19 protein-coding genes and 1 tRNA gene are annotated in these 19211 nt (G+C 63.6%); 6 read left to right on the forward strand and 14 right to left on the reverse strand.

Annotated features, from left to right (window positions below; genetic code table 11):
• Positions 1-3: 3 nt before the first annotated feature.
• The 4 genes from I0K07_RS08170 to dusB form a co-directional block, all read right to left on the reverse strand.
• The gene (locus tag I0K07_RS08170) at positions 4-2217 is read right to left on the reverse strand and encodes a sensor histidine kinase NtrY-like (protein WP_238934685.1); all 2214 of its coding nucleotides are present in this window, start codon (positions 2215-2217) and stop codon (positions 4-6) included.
• A 96-nt stretch (positions 2218-2313) separates the two neighbouring features.
• Positions 2314-3576 (reverse strand): response regulator, encoded by a 1263-nt coding sequence (locus tag I0K07_RS08175; RefSeq protein WP_203292351.1) that lies wholly within the window; start codon positions 3574-3576, stop codon positions 2314-2316.
• On the reverse strand, positions 3573-4622 hold the full coding sequence (locus I0K07_RS08180) for a two-component system sensor histidine kinase NtrB (RefSeq protein ID WP_203292352.1): 1050 nt from the start codon (positions 4620-4622) through the stop codon (positions 3573-3575). Before I0K07_RS08180 ends, I0K07_RS08175 begins: the two co-directional genes overlap by 4 nt.
• Positions 4619-5614 (reverse strand): tRNA dihydrouridine synthase DusB, encoded by a 996-nt coding sequence (dusB, locus tag I0K07_RS08185; protein ID WP_203292353.1) that lies wholly within the window; start codon positions 5612-5614, stop codon positions 4619-4621. Before dusB ends, I0K07_RS08180 begins: the two co-directional genes overlap by 4 nt.
• An 84-nt stretch (positions 5615-5698) precedes the next feature.
• Between dusB and I0K07_RS08190 the strand changes: the two genes are divergently transcribed.
• Together I0K07_RS08190 and I0K07_RS08195 are read left to right on the forward strand one after the other, a co-directional pair.
• Positions 5699-6850 carry a bifunctional 2-C-methyl-D-erythritol 4-phosphate cytidylyltransferase/2-C-methyl-D-erythritol 2,4-cyclodiphosphate synthase gene (locus tag I0K07_RS08190; RefSeq protein ID WP_203292354.1) on the forward strand — a complete coding sequence of 384 codons (1152 nt, stop codon included), beginning with the start codon at positions 5699-5701 and terminating at the stop codon, positions 6848-6850.
• A complete protein-coding gene (locus I0K07_RS08195) occupies positions 6847-7347 on the forward strand; it encodes a CinA family protein (RefSeq protein ID WP_203292355.1) in 501 nt (166 codons plus the stop codon). The genes I0K07_RS08190 and I0K07_RS08195 overlap by 4 nt, the downstream gene beginning before the upstream one ends.
• Here I0K07_RS08195 and I0K07_RS08200 read toward each other — a convergent pair.
• From I0K07_RS08200 to rplM, 4 genes are all read right to left on the reverse strand, one after another.
• Positions 7318-7854, reverse strand: a complete 537-nt coding sequence (locus I0K07_RS08200) for a type II toxin-antitoxin system RatA family toxin (protein ID WP_338041047.1) — start codon at positions 7852-7854, stop codon at positions 7318-7320. The genes I0K07_RS08195 and I0K07_RS08200 overlap by 30 nt on opposite strands.
• Positions 7829-8806: a lipoyl synthase gene (gene lipA, locus I0K07_RS08205; protein WP_203292356.1), complete on the reverse strand. Its 978-nt coding sequence runs from the start codon at positions 8804-8806 to the stop codon at positions 7829-7831. The genes I0K07_RS08200 and lipA overlap by 26 nt, the downstream gene beginning before the upstream one ends.
• Positions 8807-9477: 671 nt before the next feature.
• Complete coding sequence (gene rpsI / locus I0K07_RS08210; protein WP_203292357.1) at positions 9478-9975, reverse strand: 30S ribosomal protein S9; 498 nt, start codon at positions 9973-9975, stop codon at positions 9478-9480.
• A gap of 1 nt (position 9976) precedes the next feature.
• Positions 9977-10441, reverse strand: a complete 465-nt coding sequence (rplM, locus tag I0K07_RS08215) for a 50S ribosomal protein L13 (RefSeq protein WP_138509723.1) — start codon at positions 10439-10441, stop codon at positions 9977-9979.
• 212 nt (positions 10442-10653) lie between these two features.
• On the opposite strand from rplM, the gene I0K07_RS08220 reads away from it, so the two are divergent.
• The gene (locus tag I0K07_RS08220) at positions 10654-12045 is read left to right on the forward strand and encodes an alkaline phosphatase PhoX (protein ID WP_203292358.1); all 1392 of its coding nucleotides are present in this window, start codon (positions 10654-10656) and stop codon (positions 12043-12045) included.
• Positions 11946-13046, forward strand: coding sequence for a hypothetical protein (locus I0K07_RS08225; RefSeq protein ID WP_203292359.1), 1101 nt, complete (start codon positions 11946-11948; stop codon positions 13044-13046). Before I0K07_RS08220 ends, I0K07_RS08225 begins: the two co-directional genes overlap by 100 nt.
• 78 nt (positions 13047-13124) lie before the next feature.
• Here the strand turns inward: I0K07_RS08225 and I0K07_RS08230 are convergent, their stop codons facing one another.
• A complete protein-coding gene (locus tag I0K07_RS08230) occupies positions 13125-14150 on the reverse strand; it encodes a COX15/CtaA family protein (protein ID WP_203292360.1) in 1026 nt (341 codons plus the stop codon).
• A 186-nt stretch (positions 14151-14336) separates the two neighbouring features.
• On the opposite strand from I0K07_RS08230, the gene I0K07_RS08235 reads away from it, so the two are divergent.
• Both I0K07_RS08235 and I0K07_RS08240 read left to right on the forward strand, forming a co-directional pair.
• Entirely contained in the window at positions 14337-15611 is a 1275-nt protein-coding gene (locus I0K07_RS08235) for an NAD(P)/FAD-dependent oxidoreductase (RefSeq protein ID WP_203292361.1), read from the forward strand.
• A gap of 36 nt (positions 15612-15647) precedes the next feature.
• Entirely contained in the window at positions 15648-16016 is a 369-nt protein-coding gene (locus I0K07_RS08240; protein ID WP_203292362.1) for a VOC family protein, read from the forward strand.
• A gap of 19 nt (positions 16017-16035) precedes the next feature.
• Here the strand turns inward: I0K07_RS08240 and I0K07_RS08245 are convergent.
• The 5 genes from I0K07_RS08245 to plsX all read right to left on the reverse strand — a co-directional run bounded on the left by I0K07_RS08245 (position 16036) and on the right by plsX (position 19202).
• A tRNA-Pro gene (locus I0K07_RS08245) sits at positions 16036-16113 on the reverse strand.
• A 124-nt stretch (positions 16114-16237) separates the two neighbouring features.
• The gene (locus I0K07_RS08250; RefSeq protein ID WP_203292363.1) at positions 16238-16702 is read right to left on the reverse strand and encodes a MerR family transcriptional regulator; all 465 of its coding nucleotides are present in this window, start codon (positions 16700-16702) and stop codon (positions 16238-16240) included.
• A gap of 55 nt (positions 16703-16757) precedes the next feature.
• On the reverse strand, positions 16758-17063 hold the full coding sequence (locus I0K07_RS08255) for an integration host factor subunit alpha (protein ID WP_203292364.1): 306 nt from the start codon (positions 17061-17063) through the stop codon (positions 16758-16760).
• 112 nt (positions 17064-17175) lie between these two features.
• Positions 17176-18150 carry a beta-ketoacyl-ACP synthase III gene (locus I0K07_RS08260; protein ID WP_203292365.1) on the reverse strand — a complete coding sequence of 325 codons (975 nt, stop codon included), beginning with the start codon at positions 18148-18150 and terminating at the stop codon, positions 17176-17178.
• Positions 18147-19202, reverse strand: a complete 1056-nt coding sequence (plsX, locus tag I0K07_RS08265; RefSeq protein ID WP_203292366.1) for a phosphate acyltransferase PlsX — start codon at positions 19200-19202, stop codon at positions 18147-18149. Before plsX ends, I0K07_RS08260 begins: the two co-directional genes overlap by 4 nt.
• Positions 19203-19211 lie beyond the last annotated feature (9 nt).

The following is a 19211-nucleotide window of genomic DNA, read 5'->3' on the forward strand; positions in this document are numbered from 1 at the left end:
GCATCATGCCTCCTGCGCAGACGCAAACTGGTCCGTGGCCGTGTCGGTCAGTGGAAAGACAAGGCGCACAATGGCCCCCTCGCCCTCTTCCGGCACATCCAGTTCCAGTCGTCCCTTATGGTCTTCCATGACGCGCTTGACGATGGCCAGGCCGAGGCCCGTCCCCTTCTCGCGCGTTGTCATATAAGGCTCAGTGAGCCGTTCACGGTTGGGAACCGGCCAGCCCAGCCCATTGTCCTGAACCTCGATCACGGCGAAGCCATCCACAGCCCGCAAGCTGACAGCGACCCGGCCCGGCTGATCATCCTTCTCCATGCGCGAACTGACGCTTTCGCAGGCATTCTTGAGGATGTTGGCCAATGCCTGGCTCGACAGGCGCGCGTCACATAGGGCGTGCACATGGGCAGACGGCTGATCGAAGGGAATCTCGATATTCGGTGAGGCCACGCGCTGGGTGAAGACAGCGGATTTGACCAGATCGGTCATTTCGACGCTTTCCACTTTCGGCTGCGGCATGCGGGCAAAGGAGGAGAATTCGTCCACCATCCGGCCGATATCGCTGACCTGCCGAACAATGGTTTCCACACACCGGTCGAAAGTCTCGACATCGGTCTGGATATCATCGCGGTATTTGCGGCGGATCCGCTCGGCCGACAACTGGATCGGGGTGAGCGGATTCTTGATTTCATGGGCAATGCGGCGCGCGACTTCCCGCCAGGCGGCATTGCGCTGTGCCGTGACCAGACGCGTCACATCATCAAATGTGATCACCAGCCCGGCCTCTTCATCCATCGAGGCGCGGACCGTCAGATGGCGCTCCTGCTCGTCATCACCCTGCAGATCAACCTGGCCTTCGGCCACCGAGCCCGGACGGCGGCGGGCCTGCTGCACGATTTCCACGAGGGCGGGCGTCACTTCGCCGATATCTACCCCGATCAGATCATCGGTTCCCGGGCTGAGCAGGGAAATCGCGGAGCGGTTTATCAGCGTGATATGGTCATCGCCGTCCAGACCGATAACGCCGGCCCGCACACCGGCCAGAATGGCTTCCATGAAGGCCCGGCGCTTTTCCGACTCGGCGTGGGATTCGATCAGCTCGCGACGCTGGGAGCGCAATTGCCGGGTCATCCGGTTGAAGGCCCGGGCCAAGGCGGAAATCTCGTCATCATCCCGGCCCATCTGCACGCGTGCGTCCAGATCCCCGCGGCGCACGCGTTCGGCGGCCGCGACCAGGCGGGAGACCGGCGTCGCCACGCGGGTCGCCGCTGTCAGGGCCAGCCAGATCGAACCGATGAGAAGCAGGATACCCACTTCGAAATAAAGGAAATAGAAGGTCTGCCGGATCCGGCTTTCCTGCTGCGAGGCATCGCGCAATTCACGGCGGGCCGCCCCCATCTGGCGGAAAAGGGCAATATCCATCGGATGGGAAATGAAAAGATAGGCGTCCGGATAGGCTTCGATGCGGTAGAGCAGGCGCATCACATCGGCAGCGTCTGCAGAGGTGTCGGGCGTCGTGACCGCCACATCGCCCTCACCCGCCAACTCGTAGAGCCGGGGTGACGGCGCGACATATTCCTCATTCTCCCGGAACTGGGTGCGCGCCAGCAGCGTGCCGCGACCATCCACCAGATAGGCCGCCACGAAGCCGCGCTGGGCCGCCTGGTTGGACAGGTAGCGCACATACTGGATCCGGCTGGAGGTGAAGGCATCTACAGCCTCCGGCTGGCTCAGGTCATAGGCCATGGCGCGCAGCTGGTCGGACGCGAATTCCGCTTCGCGGTTGTAGAAGCCCAGCGCCACCGTCTCCATCTGGTCGACCATGGTGGAGACGCGATTGCCGAACCAATAGTCCACACCCCGGCTGATCACGGCGCCGAGGAAAAGGGCCGAGAGAATGGCTGGCGTGGCAGCCGCAATCGAGAACAGGGCGACGAAGCGCAGATGCAGGCGCGGCGCCGGCTCGCCGAAGCGGCGGGCCCGGAAACGGCGCACAAAACGCAAGGTGACCACGCCGGCCAGACCGGTGATCAGGACGGCATTGCCGATCAGGATGCCGATCGCATAACGGCTGCGCGAACCGGTCAGCCCGCCTTCGTTCAGCAGGATAAAGGCCGCAGCGGAGAGCAGGCTGAGCGAGACGACGAAGCCAATACCGAACAGCGCCGCCGATTGGGGCGAGATGTTGCGGATCAGGGTTCTGGTCGAAGATTGCGGCAAGGACGCTCTCATGCGTGAGTCAGGCACGCATCTTTACGCTCACGTTGCACAAAATCAACAAACGTTACGCATGGGCAACAGACTGGTGTGGCAGGCCTATTCGCCCTCTTCCTCGTCCAGCTCGGCGAGACGCCGGGCCAGGGTGTTGCGATTGAGCCCCAGCAATTCGGCCGCCTTGGAGCGATTGCCATTGCAGCGGTCCAACGCTTGCGAGAACAGGGCCCGCTCCACCGAGTCCACCGCGACCTGACGCGCATCCGGACTGGAAAGTGCCAGCGCCGCCAGGGCATTGGCATGCACGGAGATTTCCTCTGCCGTATCGCCACTATCGGTTTTCAGCGCGTCCACCACATCACTCAACGAGGCAACCCGCCCCCGTGTGGCCAGCGACAGGCGCGACAGGACACTTCGCAACTCGACCACATTCCCGGTCCAAGGCGAATTGGTCAGATAATCGACCGCTTCCTTCGACAGACGGACCACGGCCTGCTGGTCGCGACGGGCGAATTGCGAAAGGAAGGCTTCGCACAGGGCCGGAATATCACTGCGGCGTTCACGCAGCGGCGGCACCGTGATGATGCATTCGCTGAGCCGGGCGGCCAGGCGCGTATCGAGCGGGCTGGACGGCGCCTGGGAGGCGGTGGCGATCACGCGGCCCCCGCCGCCATCGAGCGCATCCCGGGCGGCGCGCTGTTGGTCGGCATTCCATTCTTCCAGCCGCAGCCAGACAACTTGTTTGGCGGCCTGGGTCGAGCCGAAGATTTCCGACGCCGTGTTCGACGGCGTGACGACAACTGCATCGTCCGACGATATGCCGCGCGCGCGAAGCAGGGCTTCGGCGGCCTGGCGCTTTCCGACCCCGGGCTCGCCCGTGATCATCACATGGGCCTGGCTGGTCGCTGCCCGGGCGATCGCCTTGAAGGCAGACTGCATGGCAACGGACTGGCCAATGAAACCGGTCGGCTCTTCGGTCGTGCGGGTGCGCTGCGAGGTCTTCACATCGCCCAGAGCCGCTTCCACGGCGGCGACCATGTCATCAAGATCAAACGGTTTGGGCAGGTATTCAAACACCCCGCCCTTGGCCGCATTGATGGCGGTGGAGGCGGTCGCTTGCGCGCTCATCACGATGACCGGCATTTGCGGACGCAGGCGCGAGACGAGGCCAAGATTTTCCAGGAAATTGGTCCCGTCCAGCAGAACGTCGGCCAAAAGGAGATCGCCTTCCCCATTGCGGATCCAGCCCAGCGCCGTGTCCGGCGAGGCGGTGGCGCGGACCTGGAAACCGGCCGAGCCCAGTGCGCGCGACAGGATGAGTTTCAGGCTTTCATCGTCCTCGAGGAGCAGGATGCGTGCGCTCACGGTGTGACCTCTCTGGCAATCGGCAGCCGCAAATGGAAGACGGTCTGCCCCGGATGACTTTCATAATCGAGCTGCCCGTCATGGAGGGCAGCCACACGGGCGGCAAAGGCCAGTCCCAATCCCTCACCCGCCGGCTTCGTCGTGACGAAGGGGGTGAAGATACCCGATCCCAGCGTATCGGGAATGCCCGGCCCATTATCGCGCACGCTGAGAACGAGCGGCGTGGAATTGGCCCCGGTCCGGCTTTTCGGGCCCGTATCAAAGCGTGTTTCCACGCTGATCCGGGCATCGGGCTGGCCGCGCAGCGCATCGAGCGCATTGCGCAACAGGTTCAGGACGACCTGAAGCAGCAGGTCCCGGTCACCCATGACATTGGGCAGGGAGGGATCGAAACCCTCCCGCAGGATCGACTTGGCATCCGCGTCAGCACGGGCCAGCGATTCCATCGCGGCAACCGCCAGCCGGTTGAGATTGATCTCGCTGAGCTCGCCAAGACGGATATCCCCGACCCGGCTCCAATGGTCGGCCAAACGCGTGATCCGGTCGACATCCTGGATGATGACATGGGCCAGTTCGGCGGCGGCATCGATATCATTCTCGCGCTTGATCAGCTGCGCCGCACCGCGGACGCTGGCGAGCGGGTTTTTCAGCTCATGCGCCAGCATGCGGCCAAAGCCGAGCGCTGGCGCTTCCGATGCGCGGGCACCGGTCTCCCGGTGCGGCAGGACGGACAGGGTGACACTGCCGCTCTCATCCGCCCAGCGTGCGTGCAAATCGAACGGCCCCCCATGGCCCAGAGCCAGACCGAGCCCGACGACCGTTCGTCGGGCGGCACAGGCCTGTTCCACGATCTCGGCCAGATGGGAGCAGAGCGGTGAATGCGTGCCGAACTGCCCCTTGCGCATGACGCGCTTGGACAGGCCCAGCCATTCCTCCGCCTGGGTATTGGCCCAGATGAAGGCCCCCTCCTGCGAGAATTGCAGCAAGGGAATCGCCGCCATCTCTGCCGCCAGTTCGGCCGGATCCGTGACAGGCAGCTCGCTCATGCGACCGCCCGGCCTTCCGGCTGCTCCAACCGGGCCAAGGCATCACGGACCGCCGCCGGGCTGTCAGCCCGGCATAGGGTCGCGCGGATGGCAGTGCGCCATTCTGCATCACAGGTCGAAGCCTCATCATCCATGAAGGAGGCGAAATGCTTGCGCATCATGCGAATGCCGAGATGCTCGCCATAATGCTCCAGAGAGATCTCGAACTGCGCCGCCAAGGCTTTGATCTTCTCATCCCAACTGGCGAGACGGGGCTGCCCCATCAGTTCGGCACCGATCTCGCCGACCAGCCAGGGTCGACCCTGGGCCGCCCGTCCGATCATCACGGCATCGGCGCCCGATTGGGCCAGGGCTTCGCGGGCATGATCGGCGGTCAGGATGTCACCATTGACGATGACCGGGATGGACACGGCCTCTTTCACGGGGCGAACCGCCGACCAGTCGGCCTCACCCTTGTAGAATTGCTGGCGCGTGCGGCCATGCACCGTGACCATTTGCACACCGGCATCCTGCGCCCGCTTCGCCAGTTCCGGCGCGTTGAGACTGTCATGATCCCAGCCCAGGCGCATTTTCAGGGTCACGGGAATCTCCACCGCGGCCACGGTCGCCTCGATCAGGGTCAGGGCATGGTCCAGATCCCGCATCAGGGCGGAGCCGGACAGACCCTTGGTCACCTGGCGGGCCGGACAGCCCATATTGATGTCGACAATGTCGGCGCCGGCATCAGCGGCGATCTTCGCCCCCTCGCCCATCCAGTGCGCCTCGCGGCCGGCCAGCTGGATCACGCAGGGCGACAGGGAGGCATCCAGCGCCGCTTTGCGCACCATGTCGACGCGTCCGCGGGCCAGCGCATCGCTCGCCACCATTTCCGACACGACCATGCCCGCGCCGAAAGCCTGGACCTGACAGCGGAAGGGCAGATCCGTGACACCCGACATCGGGGCCAGAACGGCCGGATTCGCGATCCTGTGGTTCCCAATGGCAAAGGGCATGCGGCTGGACTAATCCTGAACAGGCTGAAAAACAAAAATAAGCTAGCGACTATGCTGCGTTGCGGCAATGGATGAGGATTTGGGATGAAGATCGGCGCCATCATAGTTGCCGCCGGGCGCGGCGAGCGCGCAGGCGGCGGAATTCCCAAACAATTCCGTAGACTGGCGGGAAAGAGCGTTCTGGCGCGCAGCTATGCGGCTTTGCGGGCTCACCCTGCGATTGCTGCAATTGTCCTGGTGACCAACCCGCAGGATACCGCCTTGCTGGAGGGCGTGGACAAGGAAGTCGGCGAAACCACGGTCAAGATTCCTGGCGGGGCTACAAGATCCGACTCGGTACGGGCCGGGCTGGCCGCCATGACGCAGGCCGGTGTCGATGCCGTCATGGTCCATGACGCCGCCCGTCCCTTCGTCTCGGCCGATCTGATCGACCGGCTCGCCACAGCGCTGGAAGACCATGCCGCAATCATCCCGGTCATACCGGTGACGGATGCCCTGATGCGTCTGTCTGCGTCCGGCGAGATCAGTGAACCCGTGGACCGTGAAACGCTGGGTGCCGCCCAGACACCCCAGGCTTTCCGGCTCGACACGCTCATCGCCGCCCATGAGCGCGCCGCGGGGGCCAGCTATGCCGATGACGCCGCGGTCATTCGCGCGGCAGGCGGTGCGGTCTTTGCCGTGCCGGGCGAGAACGGTAATTACAAACTCACCCGTCCGGAGGATTTCCAACGTGCCGAGGCCGAAATGATGTCACCCGCAATCACAGTGACCGGACAGGGCTTTGACGTGCACCGGCTGGAACCGGCCGACAGGATGTGGCTGTGCGGCGTGGAGCTGCAGGAAGGCCTGGGCCTGGTCGGCCATTCCGACGCAGATGCCGGGCTGCACGCGGTCACGGACGCGGTACTGGGCTGTGCCGGAGCCGGCGATATTGGCCAGCATTTCCCGCCCTCCGATCCGCAATGGCGCGGCGCCGCGTCGGACAAATTCCTGCTGCACGCCCTCAAACTCCTGCGCGAAGCCGGCGGTGAGATCGTGCATGCGGATGTCACCCTGATCTGCGAACGCCCGAAAATCGGCAAGTATCGCGACGCCATGCGGACCCGTCTGGCGGAGATATTGGGACTTCCGGAGGCCCGGGTGAATATCAAGGCGACCACGACAGAAAAGCTCGGCTTTACCGGGCGCGGCGAAGGCCTGGCCGCACAGGCCATCGTAACGGCGAGGATGACATGATTTTCAACCACTCCCTGATCGACCAGGCGGAGACCCTGTTGGACCGCGCCCGCACCGCTGGCGTTATGATCGCCACCGCCGAGTCTTGCACGGGCGGGCTGGTGAGCGGATTACTGACGGAAATCCCCGGCTCCTCCGACGTGGTGGACCGGGCTTTCATCACCTATTCCAACGAAGCCAAAACGGAAATGCTGGGTGTTCCGGCCCGCATTATCGAGGGGCATGGTGCGGTCTCGGCCGAAGTTGCCAAGATCATGGCGAAAGAGGCCCTGCTCCGGTCCAATGCCGATATCGCTGTGGCGATCACCGGTGTCGCCGGGCCGGGCGGTTCGGAACGCAAACCCGCCGGACTGGTCCATTTCGGACTGGCCTGCCGGGACCATCCCACCCGCACCATCGTCCAGCGTTTCGGGGATCGCGGCCGCGATGCCGTCCGGCTGGCCAGCGTCGCCACGGCGCTCGACCTGTTAGCCGAGGGCGTCGATCTCTTCCGCTAGGTCAGCGGCGGGGTCACCGGCAACCGCACACCGCTTTTCCGCCTCAGCGGAGAATTTGCCGATCAGGATACGGCCGGCCCGGTCGCGATTGCTCTCCAGCAGCATTTGCAGGATGGCATTCTTGAACTCGGCGCGGATTGTGAAATCCACCAGGGTGGAGCCGTCCGACAGCGCATGGAAGCGCCAGGCATTCTCCAGCACCCGGAAAGGCCCGGAGACAAAGCTCACATCAATGGTGCGGTGGGCGGCATCCGCCACAACGCGCGAGGTGAAGCGTTCGGCGACGAATTTATAGCGCACACGCGCCTCAGCGGTCAGCTCGGTCAGCGGGCCGTCATGCGCCTCATTGAGCACGCGCATCGCCGTGATCTGGGGAATGAAGCCCGGATAGCGCCGCACATCCAGGACGAGATCAAAGACATCGTCCGGTGCGTGCAGCAGCCTCAGGCGTTCACGCGTTTCGACCGCCACAACAGCCCCGTCAGCCGCGCGCCAGCTGCGCGTCACGCGCCTCGCGCAGTTTGCGGAAATCATCACCGGCATGGTGGCTGGACCGGGTCAGCGGCGTGGCCGAGACCATGAGGAAGCCCTTGGCGCGAGCGATCGTCTCATAGGCCTTGAACTCGTCCGGCGTTACGAAACGGTCGACGGCCGCGTGCTTGCGGGTCGGCTGGAGATACTGGCCGATGGTCAGGAAATCGATGCCGGCGGAGCGCATATCATCCATCACCTGCATCACTTCTTCCTTGGTCTCGCCGAGGCCGACCATGATTCCGGACTTGGTGAATTGCGCCGGATCGCGCTCTTTCACGCGCTCCAGCAGTCGCAGGGAATGGTAGTAGCGCGCGCCCGGACGGATGGAGAGATAGAGCCGCGGCACCGTCTCCAGATTGTGGTTGAACACGTCCGGCTTGGCATCGATCACGCGTTCTGCCGCACCCGGCTTGCGCAGGAAATCCGGGGTGAGGATCTCGATCGTCGTGCCCGGCGTGGCCGCGCGGATCGCTTCGATCACATCAACAAAATGCTGGGCCCCGCCATCATCCAGATCATCCCGGTCCACCGAGGTGATGACGACATGGTTCAGCCCCATCTGGGCGACGGCCTCGGCGACCCGGCGGGCCTCGTCATGATCGACGGCGGCCGGCAGGCCGGTCTTCACATTGCAGAAGGAACAGGCGCGCGTGCAGGTATCGCCCAGGATCATGAAAGTGGCGTGCTTCTGTTCCCAGCACTCACCGATATTGGGGCAGCCAGCTTCCTCGCACACGGTGACGAGGCCACCCTCTTTCACGATCTTCTGGGTTTCCGAGAAGGTCTTGCCCAGGGGCGCCTTCACGCGGATCCAGTCCGGTTTGCGCAGAACCGGCGTATCCGCCCGCTTCTGCTTTTCCGGATGCCGGGCCGCACGGGCCTCGGAAGCAGCGCTGCGCGCCGTATTGTCGATCAGATTGGCCATGAGCAGCACATAATCCCGTGCGGGCTTTCCATCAAGTTGATCGGACTGTTGGGCGGTATGCGATTTTGCACAGCAAGACCACCACGACGTTGCCGCCTGGCGATATGAGGAGTGCGGGACGCCATCCGGCATCGTCGCTAATGAAGTTGTGAGTGACACCGCAAGGCGTCCCGCACGCGAAGATTTCCTCCCGCCTCGCGACGGGTATTCAAGACCAGGCGGATACTGGAGCCAAACCTCGGCACTCTTGGACCCCCTGATAGCCGTTCCTTCCCTCTGGCGGTCAGCCCAGACACCCGGAACGCTCCGCGACCGCCTCACCCCCGACCTGACCGGGCCGGGCCTCGAGTGGTGAAGAGGCCGGGGGAGTATGGAGTGGGATGTTGGGGGTGGGGATAAGTTGGCGATGCGGGGTATTCTCTCTCCCTGGGGAGAGGGTGGCGCGTATGCGCCGGGAGAGGGGGAAATCCCGGTATTGCAGGTAATCGCGAAGACCTCGACGATCCCCCTCATCCGCCGCTTCGCGGCACCTTCCCCCCGAGGGAGAAGGAGGACAAAGAGCCTGTCATGCACACGGCCGCCTTTCGAAGGGTAGAAACGGCTGCCCCAAAACAAGAAACGGGCGGTGCCAGAAGCACCGCCCGTCTTGTAGTCGGGTCTGTTCGGTAAGCTTAGCGCTTGGAGAACTGGAAGGAGCGGCGGGCTTTCGCGCGGCCGTACTTCTTACGCTCAACAACGCGGCTGTCGCGGGTCAGGAAGCCATTGGCTTTCAGGACGCCACGAAGGCCCGGTTCGAACAGGGTCAGAGCCTTGGAGATACCGTGACGCACGGCACCGGCCTGACCGGACAGGCCACCACCCTTGACGGTGGCGACGATGTCGAACTCGTTCACGCGCTCGGCGGTTTCCAGCGGCTGCTGGAGCAGCATGCGCAGAACCGGGCGTGCGAAATATTTTTCCTGTTCCTGGCCGTTGACCGTGATCTTGCCGGAACCGCGCTTGATCCAGACGCGGGCGACCGCGTTCTTGCGCTTGCCGGTCGCATAGGAGCGGCCGTGTTCGTCGATCTGCGGCTCGGTCGGGATCGCCTCGTCAGCAACGGCAACATCGCTGCCACCGTCTTTCATGACGTCCTTCAGGTCTTCGAGCGAGCGGGCTTCTTCACTCATATCAGCCTCGCGTATTCTTGGAGTTCATGGACTTGAAATCGACCACTTCGGGCTGCTGAGCCTCGTGCTTGTGGTCGGCACCGGCGTAAACGCGCAGGTTCGAGAATTGCTGACGGGCCAGCGGGCTGTCTTTCGGCAGCATGCGCAGCACGGCTTTCTCGACAACGCGTTCCGGGAAACGGCCGTCCAGCAGCTTGGCCGGAGAGGTTTCCTTGATGCCACCCGGGTGACCGGTGTGCCAGTAGTAACGCTTGTCGTTGCGCTTGTTGCCGGTGAAGACGACCTTGTCAGCGTTCACGACGATGACATTGTCGCCCATATCGACATGCGGGGTGTAGTCCGGACGGTGCTTGCCGCGCAGGCGGGTGGCGATGTAGGCAGCGAGGCGGCCGACAACGGCACCTTCTGCGTCGATCACGACCCACTTTTTCTCGACATCCGCCGGTTTAACGGAATAGGTCTTCATAATAATCCTCAGGCCTTTGGGGGGCTCGGGTTGAATTCGAGCGGGCCGTTTAGAGCTGATTTTCCACTCGGTCAAGCGCTCTTCGGATTTCGGGTGTATTTTTATACACCTAGCAATACGGTGTCATAATACCGCATCGAGCAGAGGCGTCATAATCACGTCGCGAAGCCCTTGTATTTCCGTGACTAAATTTCCAGCCTGGAGCCCGACTCATGTCCCTGTCCCGCCGCCAGTTCCTGCATTCCACAGCAGCGACCTCCCTCGCCTTTTCCGGACTGGCTGCCTGCCAGCGCCAGCGCGACACCGGCGGCGCGATCCGCCAGGGCTATCTCAACCAGGTCGAGGGGCTCGGTGATCTGGTCCGCGATCCGGCGGAAGTCTTCGACCTGCCGGAAGGCTTCACCTACCAGATCCTGTCCCAGACCGGTGATGCCATGACGGACGGGCTGATCGTACCGGGCGATCCCGATGGCATGGCCTGTTTCCAACGCGCCGACGGCAAGATCGTCCTGATCCGCAATCACGAACTGCGCGCCAATGAACTGGCCAAATCGCCTTTTGGTGAGGATGCGGAAGGCCTCGACCAGATTGACCGGGCCCGGGTTCATGACTGGGCATCCGAGAGTGAACCCCATCTGGGCGGCACGACGCATCTCGTCCTCGACCCGGGCACGCTGGCCGTGGAGGAACAATTCCTCTCCCTGACGGGGACCGAAGTGAATTGTGCCGGCGGGCCGACGCCCTGGGGCAGCTGGTTGAGCTGTGAAGAGACCGAGCGCAATGCCGGTGATGGTGCGGGTGTCGAGCACGGCTATGTGTTCGAAGTGCCGGCCGAGGCCCGCGGCCTGGTCGAGCCGGTCCCGCTCAAGGCGATGGGCCGCTTCCGCCACGAGGCTGTTGCCATCGATCCGGCGACCTCGATTGCCTACCAGACCGAGGACCGCTCCAATCGCGCCCTCTTCTATCGTTTCACCCCCAACGTGCCGGAACAGTTTGCCGAGGGTGGCCGCCTGCAGGGCCTGGCCATCACGGGTCGGCCTTCGCTCGACATGCGCAACTGGCAGAACCAGACCGTCCGTGTCGGCGAGTGGATGGATGTGGAATGGATCGATCTGGACGATGTCGAAGCGCCCCATGCCGATCTCGCTGATCGCGGTGTGGTCGCCGGGGCCGCGCAATTCACCCGTGGTGAAGGCCTGTGGTGGGGCGACGGCGAATGCTATTTCGCCTGCACGGATGGCGGCCCGCGCCGGCTCGGCCAGATTTGGCGCTATCAGCCGGGCGAAAATGGCGGCCGGATCCAGCTCTTCTTTGAAAGCGATGATGATGCCGTGATGGAGGCTTGCGACAATCTGTGTGTCGCGCCCTGGGGTGATCTCATCGTGGTTGAAGACGGAGATGCAGAACAGTACATCCGCGGCGTGACGCCCCAAGGCGAGGTGTATACCATCGGTCGCAACGCGGCCTCTGGCCCCGATGGTCAAAAAAGCGAGATTTGTGGTCCATGTTTCAGTCCCGACGGTTCGACGCTGTTCTTCAACGTGCAAAACCATCCCGGCCGTACCTTCGCCGTGCGCGGTCCCTGGCCTCAGCCTGTGCTGTAGGCGTCAGCCTGCTGGCCCTGGCGGCCTGTAGCGACCCGATCGAAGAACCGGATCTGCCCGATCAGGGCCCGGACGCCAATACGGTGGAAGTGCTCGTCACGGCCGCCTTCACCGGCGTGCAGGGCGGTGGCGGCGATGTCGGCTTCCTGCCGGACCCGGACGCCCCCTCGCTGGGCTATGTCGTCGCGGCCCCGCGTGAAGGCGGGCTGGACTTCTTCAATCTGGACGGTGAACTGGTCACCCGCCATGCCGGCGCCCGCCTGTCCGGCATTGCGATTGCCCCGGACTTTGAACTGCGCGGGGAAAGCCTGCCGCTCGTCTTCGGCGCTTCGCCGGACAATGGCCAGATCTATGGCTATGCCGTGGTGCGGGCCGGTGCCCGCGTGCTCGACCTGCCGCTGGCCAGCGTCGAGGCGGCTGACGGCATTGCCGGCATCTGCCTGCTGCGCGAAGGCGCGGGCTATGTCGACCTTGTCATCCTGGGCACAGGCGCCAATGCCGAAATCTGGCGCGTGCGCGATGCCGGCGATGATGCGCTGTCGGTGGAAAGCCTGCGCAGCTTCGCCCTGCCCGCTCCGGCCCGTCAGTGCGACACGTTCGACAGCGATATCTACACGCTCAGCCCGGCCGGCGGCCTGGCCCGTCTGGATGCGAATGGCAATCTCCTTGCCGAAAGCTCCGCTCGTGGCACGTCGATCACCGTGTCGGAATTCTCCGGCACGCGCCTGGTGCTGACCACGGATGGTGCCAGCGACACGCTGATGAGTTTTGACGGCCGCACGCTGGAAGCCCGCGCCGATGTCGATGTCATCGACGGCCTGTCCACGCCCGGTGTCGAACAGCCCGGCGCGATTGACGCCTCCATGGCGAATTTCGGCTTCACAGCCTACACAAACGGCATGCTGGCCGTCTTCGACCAGGCCGATCAGCGGCTCAAAGTGATCTCCCGCGATGCCTTCTCCCGCGCCGTGATCACCGGAGAGAGCCAGACGCCGAACTAGGCCGGCCAGGCTCTCACGCGACACAAAAAAAAGCCCGGGCCAGCGCCCGGGCTTTTTCTGTTTCAATCGAGGTCACGCTCACACGGAACGGCGGGCGGTCCAGGCGGCGCACAGCGTGGCGATGAAGAGCAGGACCGCGCCGAACTGGTGCAGCAAGGACAGGCTCAACGGCACCACGGCCAGCAGGGCGGCAATGCCCAGCCCGATCTGCGCGATCACCAGGGCAGGCAGGATCACCATGAAGGGCTTCAGCGACACCCGCGGCTCAAACCAGATCTTGGCCGCATAGGCGGCCACTGCCAGCGCCACGAGATAGCCGGTCCAGCGATGGTGCATCTGCACGGCGGCATGACTCTCGAAAATGGCCGGGAAGAAATTCATGCCCGCCAGATAGCCCTCCGGAATGAGATCACCATTCATCAGCGGCCAGGTATTGTAGATGCGCCCGGCATCCAGACCGGCCACGAAGGCGCCCAGGATGATCTGCAGGAAGACCAGGGCCAGGAGGCCGAAGGAAATCCCCGTCAGCGTGCCCCGGCGCAGCGGTGGCGGTCCGAAGCGCGCCTCCAGCGACAGCCAGATCGAATATCCCAGAATGATGAAAGCCATGCCCAGATGCGTGGCGAGCCGGTATTGCGACACGTCGAGACGGTCGACGAGGCCGGAGGCCACCATCCACCAGCCGATCGCACCCTGGGAGCCGCCCATCAGGAGCAGGACGAGAAGGCGCGGCTTGAGACGCGCGCTGAGACGGCCTTTCAGCCAGAAGAAGACCAGCGGGATAAAGAAGACCAGGCCGATCAGACGGCCCAGCTGGCGATGTCCCCACTCCCACCAGAAAATCAGTTCGAACTCGGCCAGAGTCATGGCGGAATTCTGTTCCTGGAATTCCGTTGTGCGCTGATATAGGCGGAATTCCTCTTCCCAGTCCGACTGGGTCAGCGGCGGGATGGCACCGGAGATCGGCTTCCACTCCGTGATCGACAAACCACTGTCGGTCAGGCGGGTCGTGCCGCCGACAATGATCATGGCGATCACCATGATGGCGACCACAAGCAACCAGTTCGAGACCGCACGGCTGGTCAGGGAGGTGTGATAGGACATGGCGCGCTAACTACCGCAATCTTCACATCAGGCAAGAGAGCGACTTCACACGCCGCACAAAGCACGGTGATAATCCCCGTTATCCCCTTGCCCCCACGCGCCATGATGCCGCAGGGATAGGGGATAGTGAATCAAGAACCAGACCGGTTCCGCATGATCGGGCCGGCGCGATAACGGGGAGTTGCCATGAGCGGTGAAGACCAGACCGTGATCATTATCGGGGCGGGCCAGGCCGGAGGCCAATGTGCCGCCTCCCTGCGCCGCAATGGCTGGACCGGCCGCATCATTCTGGCCGGCAGCGAACCCCACCCGCCCTATCAGCGCCCGCCCCTGTCCAAGGCCTATCTGTCCGGCGAGATCGGCGAAGACCGGCTCTGGCTGCAACCGCCGGAAACCTGGGACGCGCAGAATGTCGAACTGCGTACCAGCGCAACCGCCACAAGCCTCAATCGCGAGGCGCGCACGGTCAGCTTTGATGACGGGAGCAGCGAGACCTATGACGCGCTGGTGATCGCCACCGGGTCACGCGTGCGCACCCTGCCCGTCCCTGGCGCTGATCAGGACGGCGTGCGCTATCTGCGCACCATCGCCGATGTCGACCATCTCAAGGGTGATTTCATTCCCGGCAAGCGGATCGCCATTATCGGCGGCGGTTATATCGGTCTGGAAGCGGCCTCGGTCGCCAAGAAGCTGGGCGCAGAACCGATTGTGCTGGAAGCCATGGACCGGCTGCTCGCGCGGGTCGCGGTACCGGAGCTCTCGCAATTCTATCTCGACACCCATCGCGATCATGGCGTGACCGTTGAGCTGGGCGCCCAGGTGGCGGAGATCATCACCAAGGGCGGCGGCCTGCTGGGCGGCAAGAAGAAGATCACCGGGGTGAAACTGGCCGATGGCCGCACCCTGGCCTGTGACAGTGTTCTGGTCGGGATCGGCATCCTGCCCAATCAGGAACTTGCCGCCGAGGCCGGTCTGGCGACGGGTAACGGGATCGAGGTGGATTCCCAATGCCGCACCTCCGATCCGGCGATCTACGCCATCGGCGACTGCGCCGAACAGGAAAACTGGCTGACCGGCACGCGGCTGCGCCTGGAAAGCGTGCCCAATGCGCTGGACCAGGCCAAGCATGCCGCGGCCGCGATCTGCGGCTCACCGGCGCCGAAACCGGAAGTGCCCTGGTTCTGGTCGGACCAGTATCATCTCAAACTCCAGACCGCCGGCCTCATCGGCACGCAGGACACCACGATCCAGCGTCGCCCGGCGGACAATACGGAATTGGGCCATTTCTCCCTCTTCCATCTGAAGGATGGCGTGATCATCGCCGCCGATTGCGTCAATGACGCGCATGGCTTCATGGCGGCCAAGATGATGATCGCCCAGCGCGCCAGCCCGAACCCGGATGATCTGGCCAATCCGGAGATTTCCATGAAGGATGTGATGAAGGCGGCGCTGGCCAAATAGGTCCCGGCCCCGCCCGCAAAAGCGAGGGAGACGGACATGGCCAAGGCTGTGGGAATGGGTGGCGTGTTTTTCCGGTCGAAAGACCCCAAGGCACTCGCCGCTTGGTATCAGACCCATCTGGGCATCAATCCGGCCCCGACCGGCATGGAAATGCAGCCCTGGGTGGGGACAGAGGGTGTCACCGTCTTCGCCCCCTTCAAGGCCGACACGGAGTATTTCCCCGCCGGCAAGGCCTTCATGCTCAATTTCCGCGTGGATGACCTCACCGCCCTCACCGCCCAATTGCGCGAGGCCGGGATCGAAGTGACCCACGAGATGGAAGAAGCCGGCCTTGGCAAATTCGCCCGCATCCACGACCCGGAAGGCAATCCGGTGGAGTTGTGGGAACCGCCGGTGGCGGATTGATCCTGAAATCGGGAAGAAATGGTCGGAGCGGCGAGATTCGAACTCGCGACCCCCGGTCCCCCAGACCGGTGCGCTAACCGGGCTGCGCCACGCTCCGACACTCTTTGTTGGACAGGCAGGCCCGTCCGATGGGGAGGCCGGTTATAGGGTGCAGTTTGCGGCTCGGCAACCAGCCTGTCAGCGCAAAATGCGGCTGACGGGTCCAGCCCCTCAAATCGCCTCTAATTGTGCGGTTCGATAGCTGCCTTGAGCTTGGCGCGGGCGCCTTCCAGATCGTCGAGAATATCCTGCAATTGGCGCTGGGGAGATCCGGCCGGGCGGGCGGGCTGCGGCCGCGGTTCGGGTCGCTCGATATCCGAGGCATCCACGGCCTGAGGCTCGGCCTGGGCGGCCACGGGCGACGGCGCGCCATCCCCCAGCTCGAGGACGGAGGCCACGCCATTATCCTTGATGAATTTGCGGGCGCCCTTGATGGTGAACCCGTCCTCATAGAGGAGGCGTTTCACGCCGCGCAGCAATTGCAGGTCCTGCGGCCGGTAAAAGCGCCTTCCACCCGCCCGCTTGAGCGGGCTGATCTGCGGAAACTTGCTTTCCCAAAAGCGCAGCACATGGGCCGGGACGCCGATTTCGTCCGCGGCTTCAGAGATGGTCCGGAAGGCTTCCGGTGATTTCTTGCTGACCGACATGATCACACCGCGCCAGCATCACCCCTGTTCTGTCCGGGCCAGACCCGTTTGAGGCCTAGTCCTTGGACAGGGACGAATCGACGCGCTCCTTGAGCACTTGCGATGGTTTGAACACCAGCACACGGCGTTCCTCAATCGGCACTTCCACACCGGTTTTCGGATTGCGGCCAACGCGGCCACGCTTGTCCCGAAGCAGGAAGGAACCGAAGGATGAAAGCTTGACGTTCTCTCCGGAGGCCAGCGTGTCCGACACCATGGTCAGCACCGACTGGACCAGATCCGCAGATTCCTGCCGCGACAGACCGACTTCCTGATAGACCGCTTCGGCCAGATCTGCTCGCGTTAAGGTTTTATCTGACATAGCTATCCCCGCATAGACGTAAACAGGCTACGCCTCCCGGGGCCGTATCGTCAACGCCAAGACCTTGCAAAAAAGACTGAAATCACGCGCTTGCCGCAAAAAACTGCACGGATCAGTAGCGAACCAGCGCTGCGCCCCAGGTAAATCCGCCGCCCAGCGCCTCCATCAGCACCAGATCCCCGCGCTTGATCCGGCCATCCTGGACGGCACGATCAAAGGCGAGCGGCACGGAGGCTGCGGAGGTATTGCCATGGTCCGCGACCGTGGAAATCACCTTCTCGGTCGGGATGGAGAGTTTACGGGCCACGCCTTCCAGAATGCGCTGATTGGCCTGGTGCGGCACGAACCAGTCGATCTCCTCGATCGTCACACCGGCCCGGCCGGCGATCGTGGTCATGGATTCCGCGATATTGGTGACGGCATGGCGGAAAACCTGGTTCCCGATCATGCGCAACTGCCCCACCGTGCCCGTGGAGGACGGACCGCCATCGACATGGAGGAGATCCTTGAAGCGGCCGTCGGAACGCAGATAGGTGCCCATTATGCCCGGGCTTGCCTCATCACCGGCATCCTGGCCCGTCAGAACCATGGCCCCGGCCCCATCCCCGAACAGGACGCATGTGGTCCGGTCAGTCCAGTCCAGAATGCGCGACATGGTTTCGGCACCGACGACGATCGCCGTCTTGGCCTGACCCCGGGCAATCATGTTGTCGGCAACAGAGAGCGCGTAGACGAAACCCGTGCACACGGCCTGGACATCAAAGGCCGCGCCCTGCGTCGCGCCAAGGCGCGCCTGCAGCAGGGTTCCGACAGAGGGAAAGGTGAAATCCGGGGTCGTGGTGGCGACCACGATAAGATCAACGTCTTCGGCCGAAATACCGGCATCGTCCAGCGCCCGGCGGGCGGCTTGTTCCGCGAGATCGGCTGTGGTGACACCGTCTGGCGCGATATGGCGCTGGCGGATGCCGGTACGTTCACGGATCCAGCTATCGCTGGTGTCCACCATGGAGGAGATTTCCTCGTTGGTGAGAATACGCTCGGGCAGATAGGACCCGATCCCGGCAATGCGGGCCTTGAATTCGGTCATGAGGCCGCTGCCACATCCTGTTCTTCAGACTCGGCGAACTTGTCGAGATTCTTGCGAATCTCGGTCATGAAGTCGCTTTGCGCCATGACATAGCCAAGACCGAGGGCCGAGGCGAACCCCTCCCCGTCTGCGCCGCCATGGCTTTTTACAACAATGCCTTTCAGGCCCAGCAGCACGCCGCCATTGATATAGCGTGGGTCCATGCGCTGGCGCAGCCGGTCGAGCGCGCCCAGCGACAACAGGCCGGCCGCCAGCTTGGCGGTCCAGGACGAGGTCAGCGCATCACGAACCCAGCCCGCCACCAGACGGGCCGTGCCCTCGGCGGTCTTCAGCGCGATATTGCCGGTGAAACCATCGGTCACGACGACGTCGATATCGCCGGTGGAGATGTCATTGCCCTCGATGAAGCCCTTATAGGCCATGTCCAGACCGGAGGAGCGGATCAGCTGGTCCGCCTCACGCACCGTGTCATTCCCCTTGAGCTCTTCCTGCCCGACATTGAGCAGGCCGACGCTGGGATTTTCGCCGCCGAACACGGCGCGGTGATAGGCTTCGCCCAGAATGGCGAATTCGACGAGCTGGGTGGCGCCGCACTGCACGTTGGCACCGACATCGAGCACGACGGTATGACCTTTCGGCGTCGGCCAATTGGCCGAGATCGCCGGGCGGTGAACGCCCTTCTTCATGCGCAGGATGACTTTGGAAATCGCCATCAGAGCGCCGGTATTGCCTGAAGACACAACGGCTCCGGCCTCACCCGATTTCACGCTCTGGATCGCATTCCACATGGAGGAACCGCGCGCCCGGCGCACCGCGTCGGACGGTTTGTCGGTCATCTGGACCAGCGTGTCGGTATGGCGAAGCTCGCACACGGCGGCCACTTTGGGGTGGGCCTCCAGCAAGGGTTTCAGCTGGGCCTCATCACCATGCAGGAGAAAACGGGCTTTCCGGTCCGGCCAGCGCTTGAGCGTATTGGCAATACCCTCAACAACAGCCTGCGGTCCGAGATCGCCCCCCATGGCGTCAACGGAGATCGTGGGGATACCTGTCATGAGCTGCGA

Source organism: Maricaulis parjimensis, from assembly GCF_016817355.1.
Classification (GTDB): Bacteria; Pseudomonadota; Alphaproteobacteria; order Caulobacterales; family Maricaulaceae; genus Maricaulis; species Maricaulis parjimensis.